The organism is Coriobacteriia bacterium, from assembly GCA_031292615.1.
In the GTDB taxonomy this organism is placed as follows: domain Bacteria; phylum Actinomycetota; class Coriobacteriia; order Anaerosomatales; family JAAXUF01; genus JARLGT01.
Map to the genome: position 1 here is coordinate 1 of JARLGT010000071.1, position 20,585 is coordinate 20,585.

Sequence of the window (20,585 nt, forward strand, 5' to 3'; positions counted from 1 at the left end):
CGACGGCGTCTCGCCGAGCAGCTCGCGGCGAGTCATCGCGGCGACGGCGGGGTTCTCGGCGGCCTTGAGCCAGGCGAGCGTCGCATCGGGGATGTCAGACCTGGAGTCCATAGTAGGTAGGTACCCGGGTGGCGGTGGTGGGTGGGGCGCGACAGCTCAGCCGAGACGGAAGATGGCGATAGCGGCAACTAGGCCGGTGGCTGCGAAGATGCCGCCGACGATCAGGCTGTGGGCGACGAGCGCCCGCCCACGCAAGTGAACCTCGCGGTGCTCTCGAAGCGCTTCAAAGCGCTCGGTAGCGGTCAGTGCGAAGTGCATCAACGTGCCTACGGCGCAGCCCATCACAAACGGCGGCAGCGCAAAGATCGGTGTTGCCGCCAGCAACGCGCCCAGAACTCCGACTGTGGCCGCCAGCCCGAGGTGGGAGATGGCGCCGCCGCTGCTGCCTGCCGCCAGCAGAGCAGGCAGTGGCACCAGCAGCATCGCGAGAGCGGCGGCCGCAAGCGACGCGTCGCCCTCGGCGCGGCGGTTCACGGTGTCGATGAGGCTCGAGGTGGCGCCGGTCATGCGCGACCCTCCGGTGTCGGTACGCACATCTCGATGGTGATTTCGCGTCGTGGGCGCGTCTCCCTGCCAAGTGAGAGCCGACCAAGGCGATGCCGTGAAAGTGTGACGGTCGTCACAGTTGCCGTGTCTGGGAGCGTTGGGAATCAGGACGCACGGCCGAGATCGAGAGCTATGACATCCCACAAAACTTAGCGCGCTACCCCTCGCCAAGCCCCGTGTCGATCTCGGGTCGCTGACCGCCAAAGCTCTGCCCCAACGCCACACCGGTGGCGATGGCCACGCATCCGATTGCCTGCAGCACCCCGAGCGACTCGCCGAGAACCAACCAGCCGGTGATCAGCGCCACGACGGGCACCGCGTTGATCGCGAGGGCTGCTCGGCTGGCGGGAAGCTTGCGGAGCGCCATGGCGTAGAGGCCGAAAGCGCCCAGGCTCACAAATGCGCCCAAGTAGGCGACGCCCCACCAAGCGCTTGCTGGCATCGCGAGCCACGTGCGTGGATTCGAGGCCAGCGCGCCGGGCAAGAACAGCGCAACTCCCGCCAGCGCCTGGATGCCGGTCAGCATCCACGGGTCGTAGCGCTGCACGAGGTGCTTCAGCGCGATCATCGACCCGGCCGCACTGACCATCGCGACGACTTCAAGGACGTTTCCAAGCACAGGATTGGGCGCGTGCACTCCGGCGGTCGCCCCCAGCGACAGGGCAGCCACGCCGCCGATTGAAAGGGCTATGCCGCCCAGCGTCCTTGCCGAGATGTGCTCGTGCAGGAAGACCCACGCACCGGCCGCCACGAGGAGTGGAACGAGCGCCGAGATAACGCCCGCCTGCGATGACGTCGTAAGCCCGATCGCGTAGTTCTCGCACAGATAGTAGATCCCGGGCTGCAGCAGGCAGACAAGCACGAGCCAGCCGATATCGCCTCGGCGGTAGTCGGGCTTGGGGATGCGCGCCCAGAACGGTGCCAGTACCAGGCAGGCGATCACCAGGCGCAGCCAGACCACCGTCATCGGCGAGAAGCCGCCTTCCAGCGCGGTCTTGGTGGCCATGAAACTCATGCCCCAGAAGATCACGGCGCCGATCAGGCAGAGCATGGCGAGCCAGGGCGAGCCTGCCGAGCGGGTCTCGGCGGAGGGTACTGGTGACGGCATTCGATCTCCTGGTCGGGGGGATGCCTCCACCTTACCAGTAGTGTCTGTGCCGGGCCGAGGTGGGAGCGCGGGGTGGTGTTCGCGCGCCAGCTGGCCGGTCGTTTGCGCTATCGTCGTTTTGGTCGCCGAGCAGCGAGAGCTGGTGCGCCGACCCATCCGAGAGCCCACAGGAGGTGAACTGCGATCCGTCCCCGCTGGAAGAAGGTCTACCGCGACCTTCTCGCGCACAAGGTGCGAACTGTGCTTGTGGTGCTCTCGATTGCGGTCGGCATCTTCGCCGTAGCCGTGATGATGGGCGGCCGAGCAGTCCTCATACGCGCACTGGACACCGGTTTCCCGGCGACACGCCCTCCCAGCGTGACCTTCCTCACCACCGCATTCGACGACCACCTGGTCATGGCCGTGGCGCGAGATCCAGAAGTCGCCGCGGCCCAAGGGCGTCGCACGATTCAGATCAGCTTCCGACGCAACGGCGGGGCGTGGCAGAACATCACGCTCTATGCGTTCAAGGACTACTCCAACATCAGTGTGGGCAAGCTCACGTTCCTCGGTGGGGCACAGCCGCCTCGGCGAGACGAGATCCTGATTGAGAAGGGGACGGCTTCGTTCTTCGGGCTCGGGACAGGTGACAGTCTCGAGTTCGAGACCTCGAACACCAAGCATCCGGCATTGACTGTCGCCGGCACGGTGCACGATCTGAACGCCATGGTGCCGATGATGACCGGTCGCGCCGTGGGCTACATCAACTGGGACGAGCTTTCCGCCTTCGACGAGCAGCCGGCGTACAACCAGCTCGACGTGGCCGCCGCCGGCCACCCGACGTCGCTCGGCGAGGTCTCGGCGGTGGGTTCTCGGCTGCGAGACAACGTGATTGAACCTCAGGGCGTGACGGTGCTGCGGATGCTCGCCCACGAGCCTGGCGTGCAGAACATCGCCGATATCTTCAAGGCCGTGAGCATGCTGCTGGTACTGGTCGGTGCGATGACGCTCGCCCTTTCCGGCTTTCTCGTGATCAACACGATTGGAGCGCTGGTCACCCAACAGACGCGACAGCTCGGAGTGATGAAGGCGATCGGCGCCAGATCCGGCCAGCTCATCGGGATGTTCTTCGCGATGGTCATGGCGTACGGCGTGCTCGCCGTGGTGGTGGCGTTGCCGCTCGGGCAGCTCGGCTCAAACGCGTTCGCAGACTTTGGCGCGAGCAAGCTCGACTTCCTGGTTGCCGACTACCGCGCGCCCGCCTCGATCCTGGCCATCGAGCTCTCGGTTGGGCTGCTCGTGCCGCTGATTGCGGCTTCGGTCCCGGTGGTGTTGGGCATGCGGATGCCTGTGCGTCATGCCTTGTACTCGACCGGGACGGGCAGCGGCGAGTTTGGCGAGGGCATCATCGACCGTTTGCTCAGCAAACTGCGGGGGCTGCCTCGGCCGGTTGCACTCGCGCTGCGCAACACGTTCCTGCGAAAGGGGAGACTGGCGCTCACGCTTGTCACGCTGACGCTGGCGGCTGGTGTGTTCATGGCGGTAGCCAGCGTGCGCACGTCAATCGATTTGACAGTGCAGCGCGTGGGCGAGCATCGCGCGATGGACGTGTGGGCCGACCTCTATCCCGCGCAGCCGCTGGCTGCGGCCAGCACGGCGGCCATGCGCGTCCCCGGGATCAGCGGGGTCGAGGGTTGGATGCTTCGGGCCGCCGTGCGGCTGCGGCCCGACCGCAGCGAGTCGGGCGTCCTCTACATCTACGGGCTTCCCGCGCAGACCAAGTACCTCAAGCCGGAGCTCAAGTCGGGCCGGTGGCTCGCGGCCAACGACACGGACGCCATCGTTTTGGACGATAGCTTCCTGAAGAAGGACCCCGACGCGGTCGTCGGCAGCACGCTGACCTTCAAGATTCGCAACGTCGACGAGACCTTCCATGTGGTGGGCATCGTCCGAGGCGACCTGCTCAACCAGTTCGGCTACGTGAACCAGCCGTATCTGGACCGCGTGCTCAACGCGCAGGGCACGGTCGACACGCTGATGCTCGGGACTGTGCAGCACGATGCGGCTTCAGAGACGGAGGCGGCGGCCAAGCTGTCCGACGACTTCTCGGCGAGGCAGATGCGCGTGACCGACACGATGACTCAGAAGGCGCTCCAAAAGACGATCAGTGACTCGCTGAACATCATCGTGGTCTTCCTGGTCATCATGGCGTCGCTGCTTGCGGCGGTCGGTGGGATCGGTCTCTCGGGCACGATGAGCATCAACGTGCTCGAGTCGACCCGCGAGATCGGCGTGATGCGCGCAGTAGGCGCCTCGAACGCCTCGATCTATCAGATCTTCATCACGGAAGGTGTGGTCGTGGGGCTCGTGAGCTGGGTGTTGGGCGTGATCGTCAGCCTGCCGATCGGCATTCTGCTCACCGACGCACTGGGGCAGGCGATGAGCTTCCCGCTGTCGTTCGCGTACTCGTCACTCGGCGTCGTGGCGTGGCTCGTCTTCGTGATTGTGATCTCCGTGCTCGCGAGTCTGCTGCCCGCGTATCGCGCGGCGCGAGTGAGCGTCGCCGAGGCTATCGCATACGAGTAGGCGCCCCAATGCCGGGTCCGCGATGCCGCAAAGAGGCTGCTTTCCAAGCATGCGAGAACATCAAAGGTGGGTCCTTTGGTCGACGTTCGCTTAAGCTAATGCATAGTTAGGCCGAGATACAGGGTATATGGGCGTGAGCGTGGCGCCTCCCCGACACTGAGCGCCAGAGAGTGTCTCAGGCGATTGCAACGAGGGATTCGACAAGCCTGAGCGCACCACAGGGGGTTGCAATGAAGCACGAGGCATCAGATCGAAGCATCGACGTTGCCATGGGTCTCGGTGCGCCGGACGACCCAATCGACGTCTCTATCATCCTCCCCGCGTACTCGGAGGAGGACAACATCGACGGCATCTACGCGCAGGTCGTGCGCGTGATGGAGGGCTCCGGCTACTCGTTCGAGATCCTCTTCGTCGATGACGGTTCCACCGACACCACGTGGGACAAGATTGCGGCTCTTAGCTTCTTCGATCCTCGAGTCCGAGCGCTTCGACACCGCCGCAACTTCGGTAAGGCCAGCGCGCTTGCCAACGGGTTCAGGTACGCCCGAGGCGAGATCATGGTCACCTCCGACGCCGACATGCAGTACGACCCCAACGACATCCTTCGTCTTATCGCCAAGGTGGAGGAGGGCTACGACGTTGTCTCGGCGTACAAGGTCATTCGCCGAGACCCGCTTTCGAAGCGCATCCCCTCCAGGTTCTTCAACTTCTTCGTCCGAATGACCACCGGCGTCGATCTGCACGACATCAACGCCGGTCTGAAGGCGCTTCGCCATCAAGCCGCCGAGGACCTGATCCGTTTCGGCTATGGCGAGTTGCATCGCTTCTTCGTCGTGATCGCCGCGCGCCGGGGCTACTCGGTGGCCGAGGTCCCCGTCGAGAGTCTGTATCGGACGACGGGCAAGTCGAAGTACGGCGCCGAGCGCTACATGCGTGGTGCGCTGGACTTCCTGACCGTGTTCTTCCTGTCCGGCTACTCGGAGCGACCGCTCCATCTCCTAGGCGGGGCCGGGGTCACGCTGGGTGCTCTGGGAACCGCGATCTTCGCTTACCTGGGCGTCAGCTCGATCATGGCGGGCGTCAACATGGCCGGTCGGCCGATGTTCACGGTGGCGGCCCTGCTCGTGCTCACCGGCTGCCAGCTGCTCGTAGCGGGCCTGATCGCCGAGATGATCAACAATCTCGAACGGGCCGATGCCGGTCGCTCCAAGATCGCGCAGGTGCTGGGAGTCGAGCGCCGCTCGGCGCTCGTGCTGGCGCCGGGCGTGCAGGTCGAACGTCGCCGCGGAACCGGCGGTCCCACTCCAGGGGCGGCGGTGCCTATCGGCCCTGGTCACGGAGGTGTCGTGGTCGAACGCCGTCAGGCTCGTCGGCCCGCCGCAGCGCCTCGACAGGCAGCAGCGGTGGTCGCCGAAGAGCCCGAGTCGGCCGCATCGCCGTTGACCGAGCAGGCCTAGCCGCTACTCTCCCGTCGGCGGGAGGGTGGGCACGATCGTCTCGGCGACGAAGCCAGCTTCCTGGATGAGCAGCGTCGCGGCCAGAAGAGGCGCAATCAGGACGATCTTGGGATCTGTGGCGTGGCGCTGCAAGATGTGCCCCATGCTCCTGAGGCGAATTCCCACGAACTTGGCGATTGGCACCTTGCGTGAGAACTGCCGCTTGGCTCGGCCTCTGACGAAAAGCCAGCGGGCGAACTCGCGCAGGCTCGTGCGCGCGGGATGCACGATTGCGGCGTCGGGTACGAAGACGATCCGGCGCCCCGCCAGATTGAAGCGGTGGGCGAGTTCGGTGTCCTCGCCGCCGTATGTGAGTGATTCGTCGAAACCGCCAAGCTCGCGCAACGTCGCAGCTCGAAGCGCGCAGTTGCCCGCGGCGATGTTGTCGGTCGTTCCATCCGGATCCACGCGAAACATGTTGGCGTAGCCAGCGGTGCCGCCGGCGGGAAAGCCCAAGGCCGAGATCGAGTCCCCGACGAAGCCCGCTGCCGGGATGCAGATGCTGCCGATAGCCCCGTGCACGTTCGGGTCGTCGAACGCGAGGAGTAGCGAGGTCATCCAGCCCGGCTCGGGCACACAGTCGTCATCGATGCCAAGGACGATCTCGCCCTGCGATGCCTCGAACGCGCGGTTGCGGTTGTACCCGAGTCCGCGCCGAGCTGGAATCGCGATCCAGCGGATGCCATGCTCGTCGCATGTCTCGGTGGGGGCGTCCGTACCGGGCGTCTCGACGGCGACGATGATCTCGCGCCGAGCCGGGCCCTCAATCTCGCGCAGCGTGCTCACGAGACGGTCGAGCTCGGGGATTCGTTTACGCGCAACGACGAGTAGCGAGACCAGCGGAGCGTCGATCGCGGCCGATGGCAAATCTTGGATGGGCCGACTCGGCGAAGTAAGGCTGTCTACCTCGATCGGCTCGTCTGTGCGCATGTTGAATCTATTCCCTCTTGCCGAGTGAGACCGCGCGGGTCGACGACGAGAACAATAGCGTGTCCAGTCTCGGCTGAACACAAATCGCCGATGCTGCGACGCGACTGCCTGCAGGATGTTTACACCGGGGGTACGAACGAGCACTCTCGTAGTGCCATCCGAGCGGGACTGCAACGGGCGAATCGAGCCCGACTTTGGCTTGCGGGGGAAGACGAGAGGAAGGCAAGTTCGCAGTGTCCGACGCGCGCTGGAGCGTGACAGAGCATCGAGGCCGAGATGGGTTCATCTCGGTCGAGGCGGATTGGCGGCGCCTCTACTCCGAGATGCCCAATCCCTCCATGTGGCACTCCTTCGAAGCGAATCGGGCCTACCTCGAGCATCTGTGTCCATCGCCCGAGCAGTTTCGGTGTCTCGCGCTGGACGACGGGACGCGAGTCCGAGCCATCCTGCCGCTCGAGGAGCGCATCGATCGTGCACTGGGAATCCCGCTCCGGGTGTGGGGGTTGCCCTGCGGGGAGTGGTGGAGGATCTCCGACGCGATAGGGCCTGACGACGACGCGAGGGAGTTACTGCTCGCGGAGGTGCTCGCTCACCTGCGCCGGGACCCACATCGCCCATCGCTTCTCGTACTGGGCCGACTGCCCGAGTCCTCGGGGCTTTGGGACGCAGCGGGTCAGCTCGGTCCGCGCGACGTGTTCACGTTTCCCGATGGCGCGGTCTACCTCATTCGGACGGACAGCTTCGAGGGACTCATGGGTCGGCTCTCGAGCGCGGGTCGCAAGAAGCTGCGCGTTGCAGAACAGCACTTTGAGTCGCTCCCGGGCGCACGCTACGTCAGCTGCAAGGAGCCCGCCGAGCTTGCCGAGGAGTTCGACCACTTCCTCGACGTCGAGGCCTCGGGATGGAAAGGCGAGCAAGGGACCGCAGTGAAGTCCAATCCCGAGCTCGAGGCATTTTACCGCGCCATGACGCAATCCATGGTCGAAGATGGCTGGTGCGAGATTCACTCGCTCCATGCCGAGGGCCGCTGCATCGCGTCCGAGTTCTGCGTGTTCACGGGAGGGCAGTGCGATGCGCCGAAGGCTGGTTATGACGAGGCGTACTCGCGAATCATGCCTGGCAAGCTCGTCTTGAATCTGGGGCTCAAGGCGTGCTGCGAGGACCCCCGAATCAAGTATGCGAACGAGATGAGCGACGCCGAGTGGCTTGATCTGTGGCATCCAGAGTCGGATGGACTTCGCGTTGACTACATAGCTCTCCGGCCTGTGTCGGGAATGGCGCTCTTGGCTGGACTGCGTCTGCGGTTCGGCCCGATTCGCCGGATGGTCCGAGCGTTTCGCGCGAGGCAGAAGGCGCGTGTGCGTCGCGCAAGGGCGTGAAGCAGTTCCGCCTCAGGATCACGCAGCGCTGGTCGAGACGAGTGGTCGGGCTCGGCTAGAGGATGCGTCGCGCTATCTTGGCGACTGCGACCAGAAGCGCGCCGTCGGTTCGGTCGCTCACGAAGGTTGTCAGAGGCACGTCGAGCTTCGTCCACTGATACTTGTAGGGCTCGTCGCCCCAGCAGAAATCGCAGGGGTTCAATCCCTCAGCGAAGCACGTCTCTATGACGCGCGCTTGCAGCAGCATGCCGGGCGAGTACTGGAAGTACTCCGGGTCGAAAGCGGGCATGAGGCAGTACATTCGTCCTCGATACACCATATGGAGTGAGGCGGCGATGAGCGTCCCGTTCAGGCGGAGAGTGGCGACTCGGCTGTGTGGATTCTGGGACGCCTGCTCCATGCGGAAGGCGGCGTATCGCGTTTGCCGAGACTTTGTGTCCCCCAGATGCCTCTTGAATCGCGCGTGCTGCAGATCGATGAGCCGACGCATGGTTGGGCTGAGATCCGGGTCGCCCGGCGCGAGCATGCGATACTCGGTTTCCCCTGCCTCGGCAAGCCTGCGCTCGAGTCGCCGGATCCCATGACGCACATTCTTGTCCAAGGACAGCAGATAAGCGTCGTAGTCGTCGCCAATCTCGACGTACGGCGCCGCGGTCTGCTTGTAGACCCGCAGTCGCTTGTGAAGAGCGCCGAACGCCTTCGCGTCGTTGCGAACGTTCGTCAGATACAACAGCGCCCCGTGGACTTCACGACGCAAGGCATCCAGCGCGTCGCCGACGAACTCGTCTACGTCGATGCTCGAGGCGGTCGCGTCGAACAGGACATCGCCATAGTCCAGCAGCCCGGGACCACCCAGCCACGCGAGAATCGGCACGCCGGCAACGAGAACGCGGCACGCTGGGAAGATGCCGACGACCGCATCTCCTTGGCGCAGCGCCGCTATGAGTGGGGTCGCACCGCTCGGCTCTCCAACGGTCTTCTGCCAGATCTGGGCGTACGCGAACGTCTGGAAGATGTAGCACTCGGTCCGGTTCTCCAGCGCCTCCCAGTCGCCCCTGATCTGGGCCAAGCCGTCACTCCCTGTGTAGATCTCCAGGTCCATCCGCGACTACCCGGGAGTTCCGTGAGCCACAGCCCAGCGCCCGCGCAGCGACTCGGGCGGCTGCCACGCATCGATTCCGAACGCGTTGGCGCCGAGCAACTCGGGCGGAATTGGCTTTCCTTCTCGGCGGAACCTCTCGGGAACGACAGAGACGATCGCCTTGCGCACCGGGAAGTAGTTGTCCGCGAGGAAGAACCTCACCAGTGGCTCTGACTCGGTGAGCGTGAAGAGTCGTCTGCGAAGCTCGAACGCGTCGCGTCCACCCTTCTTGATCATGAACGCGGCCTGGAAGCCGGACTCGCGCACGATCTGCTTGGCCGCGTCCGAGCGTCGGCCGTAGGGATAGGCGAGTGTGGTGGGAGAGATGCCGTGCGCGCGGAAGAGCTCGGCGGCGGAGTCGATCTCGAATCGAACTGCATCAGCGCTCATGTCCCCTAGCAGCAGATGGCTGAGTGTGTGCGAGCCGATATCGACGCCTTGGGCGGCGAGCTTCTCGATCTGGTCCCACGTGAGGAACTCCATGACTCGGCCGTGGCAGCCAACGAAACCAGCAACGACGTACATCGTCGCTGGGGCCGAGAACTCCGCGAGCACTGGGAGGGCGCAGTCGATAAACGAGCTGCCGCCATCGTCGAAGGTGATTACCACGTCTTTGTGTCCGGAGGCGTTGCCTGCGAGAAACTCCGACATGCTTCGAAACGAGAAGCCCCAACCAGCCATGAGCGACAGTTGTCGGCGAAACAGCTCGCGCGCCTCGGCCTTGTCGCCCGCGCGTAGCGAGGCGAGGTCGTGGTACAGGAGGAACTTCGTCTTCGCCGACGCAAGACCCCAAGAGGGATCCGCCGGTGGTTCTTGCACGGCCACGACAGGCGACCTCCCCCAACGAAACGACTGTACAATGGCCCAAAAGGGCGCCCGCTAGCTGCTGGCAGCTGTTCAGGAGACTTCTTGCACATCGTATACCTAGTGAATTCGAGATGGCCCAGGATCAGAGGAGCAGAGCGGCTGCTTTTCGCCTTCCTCCGGTACGGGCAATCCCACGGTCACGAGGTGTCGGTTCTGGCTCCGCAGGCCTCGGCGGTCCACGGCGTCTGCCGCGAGATAGGCGTCACGTCCATCGTTGCCGAATTCAGTCCAGCTCCTCGGCACATCAAGAGCCTCAGGTCCACGCTGCGAGAGCTTCGCCCGGACATCATCCACGGCATGAGTATCTTCCCCGTCGCGCTTATCCGCCGGTTGCGGATGGTTCCGCTCGACCGGACGGTGGCCTTCTTCTCGTGCGTCAGCATCGATCCGACGTCTTCGTTACCGGTTGCCTCGGCGAGGTTTCGAGGCTTGAGGCTTTGGGTCCGCAATTCGATCTCGCGCATGGAGGCTCCGCATCTGGATGCGATTTTTCCAGCCTCGGACACGATTGCCGAGCGACTGGCGGCCGTGGGAATCAAGGGACGCATCATCTCGATCCCGGGTGTGGTCGATGTCGACAGGCTCACTTCGGAAGCGAAGCTGCCACTCAAGCTGCCATCCGGCCGGCCACGAATCGGCTACGCCGCATTCCTCGAGAAGCTCAAGGGCATCGACGACCTGATTGCGGCCTTCGCCGAGATCGCCAAGACCCACCCGTCGGCCACGCTGCTTCTCGCCGGCGACGGCCCGGAGAGGCAACCTCTGATGGAGCTTGCCGAGACCCTCGGCGTTGGCGATCGCGTCCACTTCCTCGGGTTCGTCGACCCGGTTGCTCCGCTTCTGGCGCAGCTGGATGTCTTCGTCTCGCCGTCCCACTCTGAGGCGCTGAGCATCAGCATCCTGGAGGCCATGGCGATGGGGCTACCCTGCGTCTGCACTGACGTCGGGGGGACCGCAGAGGTGATTCACGACGAGGACAGCGGTCTGCTCGTCCCCGCACGCGATCCGGCTGTGATGGCCGCGGCGATAGACCGGCTGCTGGCCCAGCCCGAGCTCGCGAAGCAACTCGCCGAGAACGGCCGAGCACTCGTGCTCACAGGCAAGTACAGTCTGGACTCGACGCTGCAGTCCGTCTTCTCCGAGTACGCTCGGGCTTCAGCGCGGAAGGGTGCGCTTGCCGAGAGCTGATCGCGTTGTCAGCCAAACCATCGAGACCGGAAGGGGGAGGGTAGGACAGTGGCGGAAAAGACCAGCTTGGCGCGCGGCACGGTTCTGGGCGTCGTCGCGCAGGCGTGGCAGCTAATCACCGCCTTCCTCCTCTACCACTTCATCTTCACGCGGCTTGGCGCCGCTGGCTTCGGCCAGTGGCGGGTGACGCTCTCCATCCTCAACTACGTCGAGATGCTGGTTGTGGGCGGGCTCGTGCAGGTGGCCGCGAAGCGCCTCGCCGAGGACCCGGACAACGCGCCACGGATCGAGCGCGGCGCCTACTTGGCGCAGATGGTCCTCGCCACGGGCCTGTTCCTGTTGCTCGAAGCGAGCGCCGGGCTCATCGCGGCGGCGCTGCGAGCCCCTTACCTCGAATCGCTGATCCGAATCGCTGCGCTCGACATACCGGTAGTCGCTGCGTTCATGATCGCGGGCCACCTCGAGCTCGGCCGACAGCACTTCTCTCGGCAGGTTGTGGGCATGTTCGTCTACGCCACAGCCACGTTTGTGGCGATCGGCGTGCTCGTGTGGGTGGGGTTCTCGGTTCAGGGCGCGCTCATCGGCAACGCGCTTGCGTCGATCGTCGGGTTCGCCGTCTTGTTCGTGCCGTGGAAAGGCACGGGCGTGCGGGTTCGCGATGCCGTCGACGAGGCGCGCGGAATGGGCCTGGCTTCGGTGCCGTTCTTGGCGCAGAGCCTCGTTTCCGGCGTCTCCACCGACGCCGACCTCTGGTTCGTGCAAGCGATGCGCGGAAGTGCAGCTGCCGGCTTCTATGGTGCCGCCGCCGCACTCGCCGAGATCCCAACCTTCCTGTTCGCTGCGCTGAGCCGGGTACTCTTTCCCTCCGTTGCGAAGGCCGGAGCCGAGAACGATGAGGGTCTCGTTGCCCGGTACGCCTCGCAGGGGGTTCGCTTGGCGCTGCTGGTGACGCTGCTCGGCGTGGCGGTGATCTACGCGACCGGCGGCACGGCGTTGGCGCTCGTATACGGTGCGGCAGGGGCCGTTTCAGCCATCCCCTTTACGGTACTCATGGTGGCAGCGGTGGGGCGCACGGTTCGCGCGACCTGCACCGACGTGATGATGGCCCGTGGGCAGCGCCGGCAAGCGCTCACCATCGTCGTCGCGATGACCATCGCCGAGATCGTGCTGCTTGCGGCGGTCGTGCCGGCTCTGGGTCAGATTGGCGCCGCGGCCAGCGCCGCCATCGCCGCGCTTGCTGCGGGCACTGCGGCCTGCCTCGTGCTGCGGGAGCTGCTCGGCTGGCGCATCGTGTGGACGGTCGTACGCGCCTCACTCGCTGCCGCGATCGTGGGCGCCGGGCTCGCGTTGGCGCACCCCTCACGACTGTGGCTGATCCCGGCGTACATCGTTGCGGCGCTCGTATACGCGGTGCTGCTCCGCTTCTTCGGCGAGATCGACCGTGACGACCTCGCTTCGCTTCGCCGAGCGGTCGCGAGCGCTGACTAGAGCGAGGACGCACGGACGCCAACAGTCGCGATCGCTTGCGCGCGCCAGATGAAGAACTCACGCGATTGGCAAAGCGCAGCACCACGCCGATACTAGCCAATGCGAGGGACTCAGCCGCCGTCGGTGTGAAGTGCTCGACAACATCGACGGGAATAACCATACCGGCGAGCCGTTCCGACCTGATCTGCCAAGGTAGCGGCGCCAAGCCCGATGGACCGACGGTTTTGGGGGTGACAGTTCGGTGAACCGCCTCAATCTCACAGAGCACGCGACGGCGATCGGCCTGTCTGCTCCCGCTCTTCCCTGCGCGCAGCCAACCCTTGTTGGTTGCCAGGATAGCCCCTGTCGCAGGTCGGCATCCCAATCGCGCGTTTTGTGCAGGGGTCGCGTGTGACCACACGCCGGGAAAGAACCAGCCGGGCCCAGCAGCCCACGCTAATGACCCAGAAGCTGTCCGCACCTCACGCCGAATCTCGGCCGTTCGCTAATCGCGCAGACGGATTCACGGTGCTTGCCATGATGCTGGTGGGGATGGTGCTGCGCGCTGCCACGATCAACACGCGGGGACTTTGGGTCGACGAAACCAGCTCGATCCTGCAGGCCTCCGGGACGCTTCTTCAAACGATTCAAAGCCAACTCGGTGGGACGCATCCGCCTCTGTTCCACATACTGATGCACTACTGGATGGAGGTGTTCGGACCCGGCGTCATATCGATTCGCTCGTTTGCGATGCTGTTCGGCGTTCTGGCGATCCCAGCGGCGTTTTGGGCTGGGAGCGTTCTCTACGATCGCCGAGTAGGTCTGATGGCGGCGGGGATACTGACGCTCTCTCCGTACCACATCTGGTACTCCCAAGAAGCCCGCATGTACACGATGCTGATGTTCTTCGCGCTTCTGTGTGTGGGGTGCTTCGCCCAGGCATTGGACACGAACGAGCGTCGGCACTGGTACGCGTACTTCGCCGTCTCCCTGTTGGGGGCGTTCACCCACTACCTGTTCCTGCTGCTCCTTATCGGCCAAGGCATCTACTACGTCGTGTTCGAGGTCCTCGACCGCGAGATACGGCTAGAGCGCGCTGGCGAGCGACACTACTCGCGAGGCAACCCGCGTGGGCTTATGAGAGACGTGCCCACGCTCATTCCGTACTCGGCCGTCGTACTTGCGCTAGCGGTTCCTGTCTTCATGTGGCTGGACTGGGCAGTATTCTTCCCCCCGAGCCACAACGCGGTTCTCGTGGGGGCGGTCATCAATAGCGGGCTGGGCTACGGTGCGCCAAGCCCGAGTCTGGCCATCCGGTTCAACGACGTGATCGAGACGGTCGTGGAGCTGATCTTCGGCTCGCACAACCCGGCGGTCGCCTACGGCCTCGTGGCGATGTGGCCACTGGCCATCTACTTCGGCATGCTCGTGATGGGCGGTGGCCGATACGTCACGCGGCGCACCACGATGCTCCTGTGCTCGGCCAGCGGGATGCTCGTGGTGTGGGGACTGGGCCAGTGGTCTGGCGTCGTCTTGCTGTCGCGCTACCTCATGCCCATGGCTGCGCCCGCGCTCATCTTGCTGGCGAGCGTGGTTGCGCAGATGCGCACCAAAGCTCGGCGCATCGCCATCTCGGTTGGCGTGGTCTTGTGCCTTGTCGCGTACACGTCGCAGTCGTTCGACCCGAACTCGATTCTGCGTTACCAAACGCGTGAAGTCGTGCAAAGCGTCGCCGCCCAGGCGAAGCCGGATGACCTGATCCTCTACGAGCCGTTCTACATCGACGTCATCGTGAACTACTACCTGCCGCGGCAGTTCGTCGCATACGGCTTTCCTCGATTTGGAGCCAACGGCCAGTTCCGCGACACGAAGGCGGAGCTCTTCGAGGACCTGTCGCGCATCGTCGGTCCGGCTCGGCGCGTCTGGATCATCCGTGGCTTCCAAAACGTGCCGGACATCGGCTATCAGTCGTTCCTCACGGACTCCTGGTTCAAGGCGCACGGGTTCCGGATCACCCAGCACGTGTATATGAACAAAGACGAGTGGGTGCGCTATGACAGCACCCTGCCCACGCCCACGCCATCAGTCGTAACGACGGGGGGTGTGACGCCATGATTGAAATCGATCCTTCGAGACGGGCGGCGTATCTCCTGACCTGTCGGATCCTCTCAGTCCTCTCGGCGATCGCTGCGGTGGTCTACTTGAAGTGGCTGTTCGTCGATGCGCGGCCCGACAACCTGTGGTTGTTCGCGATGCTCGTAGTCGCCGAAGTCTTCAACATCGCGCAGGCGGCCGGCTTCTGGTGGACCATCTCGCGCCAGCGCTGGACCGAGCCTGAGATGGTCGACTTTGCCGGCACGCACGAACGCGTCGACATCTTCATCACCGTGTATGGCGAGCCGTTGGCCGTGATCGAGCGCACGCTCGAGGCGGCGATGGCGATCCGCCACCCGCGCAAGTCGGTCTGGGTGCTCGACGACGGCCACTCAACCGAGGTCGAGGCGCTCGCACGCAAGCACGGCGCAGGCCACCTGACGAGGCCCAATCGCCGAGGCGCTAAGGCCGGCAACATCAACGAGGCGCTCAAGCGCACCAACGGCCACTTCGTCGCCATCTTCGATGCCGACCACGTTCCGCTGCCTACCTTCCTCGAGGAGACGATGGGCGTCTTCCACAACCGCAAAGTCGCATTCGTGCAGACGCCCCAGTCCTACCAGAACCGCGCCGACAACCGCGTGGCGGCAGGCGCTCACGACCAGCAGCAGCTCTTCTACGGCCCGATCATGCGGGGGCGCAACTCCTGCGAGGCTGTCTTCGCTTGTGGGACGAACCTCGTCTTCCGCCGCTCTGCACTCGAAACGATCGGCGGAATGCCCGAGGACTCGATCACCGAGGACCTGCGCGTCTCACTGCTCCTGCTCAAAGCAGGCTATACCGCCGAGTATGTGAGCAAGGTGCTGGCCCACGGCATGGGGCCAGTCGACGTCGGCGGCTACTTCAGCCAGCAGTTGCGATGGGCGCGCGGCGGTCTGGAGATCCTGTTCCGCCGCAAGCCTTTCTTCAAGGAGATGCCGCTCTCGGCGCGGTTCCAGTACATTCTCAGCTTCGTGTACTGGTTCACGGGACCGGTGTTCTCTCTCTACCTGATACTCCCGGTCGCCTTCCTGGTCTTCGGACTGCGCCCAGTTCATGCGCCCAATCAGTACCCTGCCTACTTCCTGCCGTACATCATTCTCACGCTCACCACGATGGTGTACGCCTCCAACCGCAAGATCCGCTTCCGAACGCTGTGGTTCACGCTCGCCTCGTTCCCGGTCGCCTTCCGAGCGGTCTTCTCGGCGCTGCTGGGCCGGGACGCCAAGTTCGTGGTCACGTCCAAGGGAGCTTCCAAGCGTTCGCTGAGGCCGGTCGTCGTCCAAGTCATCACAGCCCTCGTGCTGCTCGGCGCCGTGGTCTATGGACTCGCCCACATGGGGTTCAATCCCGCGGTGCTCAACAACGTCGCGTTCGCTTTGGGGCACGTTCTAGTCTTGCAGGGCTTCATTCGATACGCACTCTGGCCCGACCAGCCCAAGGACGCCGAGGAGGACACAACGGATGAGACAGACATGGCCGCCATTGGGCCCGTGCTAGCCAGTGAACTTGAACCGCTGAAGTGACGACGTAGTCAGATGCCCGGGGTAGGTCGAAAGGACGAGGTATTGCACGCAAGCGCTGCACAGATTCGATCGCAAGGCAGCACGATTGCGACGCGCGCACTCGTCGTTGGTTTGATGTGCCTTGCGGTGGCAGTAGCTGGTTGCGGCCCCGCCCTGCAGAACAAGGCCAGAACCACCTTGACGACCGACCGGGGTTCGTCGATCTTGCAGCCGGGGGTGTCGGTGCCGCCAGCGCTTGCCGGTCAAGTCGTGGCGCCAGTCAATGGCGCCTACATCGGCGTCTATGAGCCGCCCGCTCCGTTCGCACTTTCGGCGCTCGACACGTACAACCGTATCTCGAACAAGCCTCCGGCGATTCTCATGTGGTACCAGCCTTGGGCGCAGACTGGGCCAGCCGATTTCGACCCTGCGTCCGTCGTTGCGTTGTACGAGCGCAACGTAGTCCCGATGGTGACGTGGGAGCCATGGGACCCGACTCTGGGCGCAAACGCATCTGGCGATCCCGCGAATCAGCCCGCCTATAGGCTAGCGAACATCGTCAACGGCAACTTCGACCCGTACATTCGCAGGTTCGCCAGGTCGGTGAAGTCGGTTCGTGGGCCGGTGATGATTCGCCTGATGCACGAGATGAACGGGAACTGGTACCCGTGGTCAGGCACCGCTAACGGCAACACTCCGGCCGAGTTCATAGCCGCGTGGCGGCACGTGCACGACATCTTCGTCGCTGAAGGAGCGACCAACGTCACGTGGGTCTGGAGTATCAATCACGAGAGCGTGCCCGCGGTGGCTGGCAACTCCTTTGCCGATTACTATCCCGGCGACCAGTACGTTGATTGGGTCTCCATAAGCGGATTCAACTGGGGCACGTCAACGACGACGACCAGTTGGCACCCGCTGAGCTTCTGGTATCAGAAGCCGATGGCTTACCTACAGTCGACCGGCAAGCCCATCATCGTCTCGGAGTTCGGCTCGGTCGAGAATGGCGGCGACAAGGCGGAGTGGATCCGCGACGCCTATGACCAGTTCGAGACCGTGTACACCGGCGTCAAGGCCGTCGTCTACTACGACAAACTCGAGTACTCGCACGGCGGGATGCAGAACTGGAGGGTTACTAGCTCTCCAACAAGCTTGCGAGCATTCCAAGCCTCGGTGGCGTCGCCGTACTTCCTGGCCGCGCCGGCGTACACGTTGGCGGCGTGGAAGAGCTCTCTGACCACGGCCAACTGGGTCTATCTCAGATCGCTGCGCCCGGTCTACTAAGGGCCGCGCGGCACTCCACATTGACCGCCCGTCAGAACCTTTGTGACATGAGTCACAGGCGCGCTTGCCAATGCGCCCACAGCGGTCAAGTCGGCCCTTCAAGCACCGATAACGGGGGTACCACCTTCATGCCGTAGTTCGGGCTTCAGGTGGCGTGACTGCCAGCATCGTGCACTCCGAGAAAGGCAAACCCGTCGCGAGGCGGGGGCGCAAAGCCAAGGGTCTCTCGCAGACAGCCTGGCCGCCGAAGGTGACGGTAATGAAGAAGCTCTCGTTCCTACTGGTAATCGCACTCGCAGTGTTCGCGTTCACGGCCACGCCGGCCTTCGCTGTGAAGTTCAGGGTCAGCGCGTCGGCCAATCAAAGCGAGATGCACAAGGTCGTCTTCACGGCCAAGTCGTCGAAGCGGGCTAGCGTGAAGATCACGATCTTCCGTGGAGGGCACAAGCTACGAAAGATCGGCGCGCATCGCTCCGGCAAAACCTACAAGGCGAACTGGACCGGCAGCAGCGTCGCGGCCGGTACCTACGCATACACGGTCACGGCAGTCTCGAGCGGGAGCCGCAAGGTCACGCGCGGCACAGTTCTCGTGACGTCGGCACCTGTCACGATCGGCAACCGGTGGATCGGGCTCTACGTTCCGGGGAGCCCGCAGGACCTGGCACCCCTGCAGGCGGCCGAGTCGCTGACGGGCACGCGCACGGCCGTCGTCAACTTCTTCGTCTCCGACTCCGAGAGCTTCCCGGCTCCGCGCTGTCAGAACGTGGCCGGCCACGGCTCGATTCCGATGGTTACGCTCGAGTTCTGGTCGATCGGTAGCTCGGGACTCTCGGCAATCACCAACGGCAGCAAGGACGCCTACATCAAGAAATTCGCCGACGACGCCAAGTCGTACGGCGGCACCGTCTACTTGCGACCGTTCCACGAGATGAACGGCGACTGGTATCCGTGGGGCGGCACCGTTGGCAGCAACTCGGCTAGTAAGCTGGTCGCGGCGTGGCAGCACGTCCACGACATCTTTGCCGCCGAGAGCGCTACCAACGTGAAGTTCGTGTGGTGCGTCAACAACGACAACTGCCCCAACACCTCGGCCAACTCGGTCGCGGGCTACTGGCCGGGCGATGCCTACGTCGACTACGCGACGCTCGACGGCTACAACGCCGGGACGACGCAGAGCTGGTCGAGCTGGCGCCCATTTGCCGACGTCTTCGCTTCGTCGTACAAGACGGTTGCTGCACTCACCGCCAAGCCGATGTTCATCGCCGAGACAAGCTCGGTCGAGCAGGGCGGCAGCAAGGCCGCGTGGATACACGACATGTTTGCGGCGATCCCCTCGAAGTTCCCGCGTCTGACCGGCGTGTGCTGGTTCGACGCCAACCAGACCTACGATTGGCGACTCGATTCGTCGGCCGCGAGCGCCGCCGCGTTCAAGGCCGCGGTCGCCGCCCAGTACTAGCCCGAGATGCACGCGCGCCGTCACCTTTGCTCCAGCGAGGGCGACGCGCCACGAAGAGATCTGCCGAGGCGAGCCTGCACGCGGGCTCGCCTCCCCCTTTCTTGTGGGCGCCTCGGGGTAATCTTGCCGTACCTGGACGGCTAGGGCGCAGGTCAGACGCACCGATGAGAGGTTTCTAATCTTTCTCTCACAGACGGCTCATTAAGCAGGCATAACGTTTGCGCTAAGGCACTGAGACGACGATGGGCTCCGCCCGCTGTCGAATGCAGGGTTGGACGTGCGTCAATGCGTAACAAGGCACTGCTTCTGCTCGTGTTCCTCACTCTGCTGGCGACGGCGGGGTTCACCAGTTCCGCGTTAGCCCGCACCCAGCATCGCGCCCCGCTACCGCTCGCGACAGACGTCAGCCCGGCCCCACGACCCGAGGCAGTGACGTCAGCCGAGATGATTCCAACCTCCACGCCAGCGAGCCCATCTGTGGCGCCGACTCCCGCGATCGCGCCGACGCCCGCACCGACCACGGCCGCTGCGCCGCTCGCACCGGCTACAGGCCATGCGGCCGCGTCCACCTCGGACGAGCCGGACTCCCCAGATGTTGACCGCGCGCAGCCGGCAAAACAGGTACGCGTACCCGTCGTTCATCGCTGGGTGGGCTTCTACATGCCGGGCGTGCCGGACAGCATGACTTCGCTGGACAAGCTGCAGAAACAGATAGGCGCGCATGCGTCTGTCGTCAACTTCTTCATCGCCGATAGCGAGGCGTTCCCCGCGCCGCGCTGCGCCAACGCCGATGCTGCTGGCGCAACCCCGCTCGTCACGCTCGAGTTCTGGTCCATCAAAGACGCGGGCGGTCTGTCCGCCATCCTCGACGGAAGCCACGACGCCTACCTCACTCGCTTTGCCCAAGCCGCGAAGGCCTACGGCAAGACGGTCTGGCTGCGCCCCTTCCACGAGATGAACGGCGACTGGTATCCGTGGGGGACGACGGGCGGCAACACGCCGGCGCAGTTCATCGCCGCCTACCGTCACGTGCACGACGTGTTCGCCTCGGCGGGCGCCACCAATGTGAAGTTCGTCTGGTGCCCCAACGTCGACTTCAACGTGGTGCAGTTCTATCCGGGCGATGCCTACGTGGACTACGCCGCAATTGACGGTTACAACACCGGGTTGCCCTGGAGGAGCTTCTCCAGCGTCTTCGGTAAGACCTACACCAAGGTTGCGGCTATCACGCCCAAGCCGATCTTCATCGCCGAGACTTCCTGCGCCGAGGGCAATCGCAAGGCCGATTGGATCGCCGACATGTTCGCGCAGATCGCGACGAGCTATCCGCGCCTAACTGGCGCGTGTTGGTTCAACGTCAACAAGGAGCACGACTGGCGCATCGGAAGCTCGGCGTCGAGCCTGCATGCCTTTGCCGCCGGGGTTGCGAAGAGCTTCTAACGCGTCTGGCAGGCGCCTGGCGC

General features: G+C 64.3%; 15 protein-coding genes and 1 riboswitch. Of the genes, 10 read left to right on the forward strand and 5 right to left on the reverse strand.

Annotated features, from left to right (window positions below):
- Positions 1-156: 156 nt before the first annotated feature.
- Complete coding sequence (locus tag P4L93_06195; GenBank protein MDR3686525.1) at positions 157-567, reverse strand: hypothetical protein; 411 nt, start codon at positions 565-567, stop codon at positions 157-159.
- 196 nt (positions 568-763) lie between these two features.
- Positions 764-1,714 carry a DMT family transporter gene (locus P4L93_06200; protein MDR3686526.1) on the reverse strand — a complete coding sequence of 317 codons (951 nt, stop codon included), beginning with the start codon at positions 1,712-1,714 and terminating at the stop codon, positions 764-766.
- A gap of 240 nt (positions 1,715-1,954) precedes the next feature.
- On the opposite strand from P4L93_06200, the gene P4L93_06205 reads away from it, so the two are divergent.
- Positions 1,955-4,279 carry an ABC transporter permease gene (locus P4L93_06205; protein MDR3686527.1) on the forward strand — a complete coding sequence of 775 codons (2,325 nt, stop codon included), beginning with the start codon at positions 1,955-1,957 and terminating at the stop codon, positions 4,277-4,279.
- A 230-nt stretch (positions 4,280-4,509) separates the two neighbouring features.
- Positions 4,510-5,736: a glycosyltransferase family 2 protein gene (locus tag P4L93_06210; protein MDR3686528.1), complete on the forward strand. Its 1,227-nt coding sequence runs from the start codon at positions 4,510-4,512 to the stop codon at positions 5,734-5,736.
- A 3-nt stretch (positions 5,737-5,739) separates the two neighbouring features.
- Here the strand turns inward: P4L93_06210 and P4L93_06215 are convergent, their stop codons facing one another.
- Entirely contained in the window at positions 5,740-6,705 is a 966-nt protein-coding gene (locus P4L93_06215) for a glycosyltransferase (GenBank protein MDR3686529.1), read from the reverse strand.
- Positions 6,706-6,959: 254 nt separating this feature from the next.
- On the opposite strand from P4L93_06215, the gene P4L93_06220 reads away from it, so the two are divergent.
- A complete protein-coding gene (locus P4L93_06220) occupies positions 6,960-8,084 on the forward strand; it encodes a GNAT family N-acetyltransferase (protein ID MDR3686530.1) in 1,125 nt (374 codons plus the stop codon).
- A 55-nt stretch (positions 8,085-8,139) separates the two neighbouring features.
- Here the strand turns inward: P4L93_06220 and P4L93_06225 are convergent, their stop codons facing one another.
- Together P4L93_06225 and P4L93_06230 are read right to left on the reverse strand one after the other, a co-directional pair.
- Positions 8,140-9,153 (reverse strand): GNAT family N-acetyltransferase, encoded by a 1,014-nt coding sequence (locus P4L93_06225; protein ID MDR3686531.1) that lies wholly within the window; start codon positions 9,151-9,153, stop codon positions 8,140-8,142.
- A 39-nt stretch (positions 9,154-9,192) separates the two neighbouring features.
- Positions 9,193-10,050: a polysaccharide deacetylase family protein gene (locus P4L93_06230; protein MDR3686532.1), complete on the reverse strand. Its 858-nt coding sequence runs from the start codon at positions 10,048-10,050 to the stop codon at positions 9,193-9,195.
- 102 nt (positions 10,051-10,152) lie between these two features.
- Between P4L93_06230 and P4L93_06235 the strand changes: the two genes are divergently transcribed.
- The 7 genes from P4L93_06235 (at position 10,153) to P4L93_06265 (ending at position 20,562) form a co-directional block, all read left to right on the forward strand.
- On the forward strand, positions 10,153-11,280 hold the full coding sequence (locus tag P4L93_06235) for a glycosyltransferase family 4 protein (GenBank protein MDR3686533.1): 1,128 nt from the start codon (positions 10,153-10,155) through the stop codon (positions 11,278-11,280).
- Positions 11,281-11,328: 48 nt separating this feature from the next.
- Positions 11,329-12,768, forward strand: coding sequence for an oligosaccharide flippase family protein (locus P4L93_06240; GenBank protein MDR3686534.1), 1,440 nt, complete (start codon positions 11,329-11,331; stop codon positions 12,766-12,768).
- Between the two features lie 438 nt (positions 12,769-13,206).
- The gene (locus P4L93_06245; protein MDR3686535.1) at positions 13,207-14,862 is read left to right on the forward strand and encodes a glycosyltransferase family 39 protein; all 1,656 of its coding nucleotides are present in this window, start codon (positions 13,207-13,209) and stop codon (positions 14,860-14,862) included.
- Positions 14,859-16,406, forward strand: a complete 1,548-nt coding sequence (locus P4L93_06250; protein ID MDR3686536.1) for a glycosyltransferase — start codon at positions 14,859-14,861, stop codon at positions 16,404-16,406. The genes P4L93_06245 and P4L93_06250 overlap by 4 nt, the downstream gene beginning before the upstream one ends.
- Positions 16,407-16,583: 177 nt before the next feature.
- Positions 16,584-17,666: a glycosyl hydrolase gene (locus P4L93_06255; protein MDR3686537.1), complete on the forward strand. Its 1,083-nt coding sequence runs from the start codon at positions 16,584-16,586 to the stop codon at positions 17,664-17,666.
- Between the two features lie 174 nt (positions 17,667-17,840).
- A riboswitch (cyclic di-GMP riboswitch) is annotated at positions 17,841-17,915 on the forward strand.
- A 10-nt stretch (positions 17,916-17,925) separates the two neighbouring features.
- Positions 17,926-19,122 carry a glycosyl hydrolase gene (locus P4L93_06260; protein ID MDR3686538.1) on the forward strand — a complete coding sequence of 399 codons (1,197 nt, stop codon included), beginning with the start codon at positions 17,926-17,928 and terminating at the stop codon, positions 19,120-19,122.
- A gap of 285 nt (positions 19,123-19,407) precedes the next feature.
- The gene (locus tag P4L93_06265; protein MDR3686539.1) at positions 19,408-20,562 is read left to right on the forward strand and encodes a glycosyl hydrolase; all 1,155 of its coding nucleotides are present in this window, start codon (positions 19,408-19,410) and stop codon (positions 20,560-20,562) included.
- The last annotated feature ends 23 nt before the right edge of the window (positions 20,563-20,585 follow it).

Bases quoted from the DNA above. Each gene is read 5' to 3' on its own strand.
- P4L93_06210 (MDR3686528.1), top strand. From the start codon at position 4,510: ATGAAGCACGAGGCATCAGATCGAAGCATCGACGTTGCCATGGGTCTC.
- P4L93_06245 (MDR3686535.1), top strand. From the start codon at position 13,207: ATGACCCAGAAGCTGTCCGCACCTCACGCCGAATCTCGGCCGTTCGCT.
- P4L93_06200 (MDR3686526.1), bottom strand. From the start codon at position 1,714: ATGCCGTCACCAGTACCCTCCGCCGAGACCCGCTCGGCAGGCTCGCCC.
- P4L93_06265 (MDR3686539.1), top strand. From the start codon at position 19,408: ATGCGTAACAAGGCACTGCTTCTGCTCGTGTTCCTCACTCTGCTGGCG.
- P4L93_06250 (MDR3686536.1), top strand. From the start codon at position 14,859: ATGATTGAAATCGATCCTTCGAGACGGGCGGCGTATCTCCTGACCTGT.
- P4L93_06215 (MDR3686529.1), bottom strand. From the start codon at position 6,705: ATGCGCACAGACGAGCCGATCGAGGTAGACAGCCTTACTTCGCCGAGT.
- P4L93_06260 (MDR3686538.1), top strand. From the start codon at position 17,926: ATGAAGAAGCTCTCGTTCCTACTGGTAATCGCACTCGCAGTGTTCGCG.
- P4L93_06195 (MDR3686525.1), bottom strand. From the start codon at position 567: ATGACCGGCGCCACCTCGAGCCTCATCGACACCGTGAACCGCCGCGCC.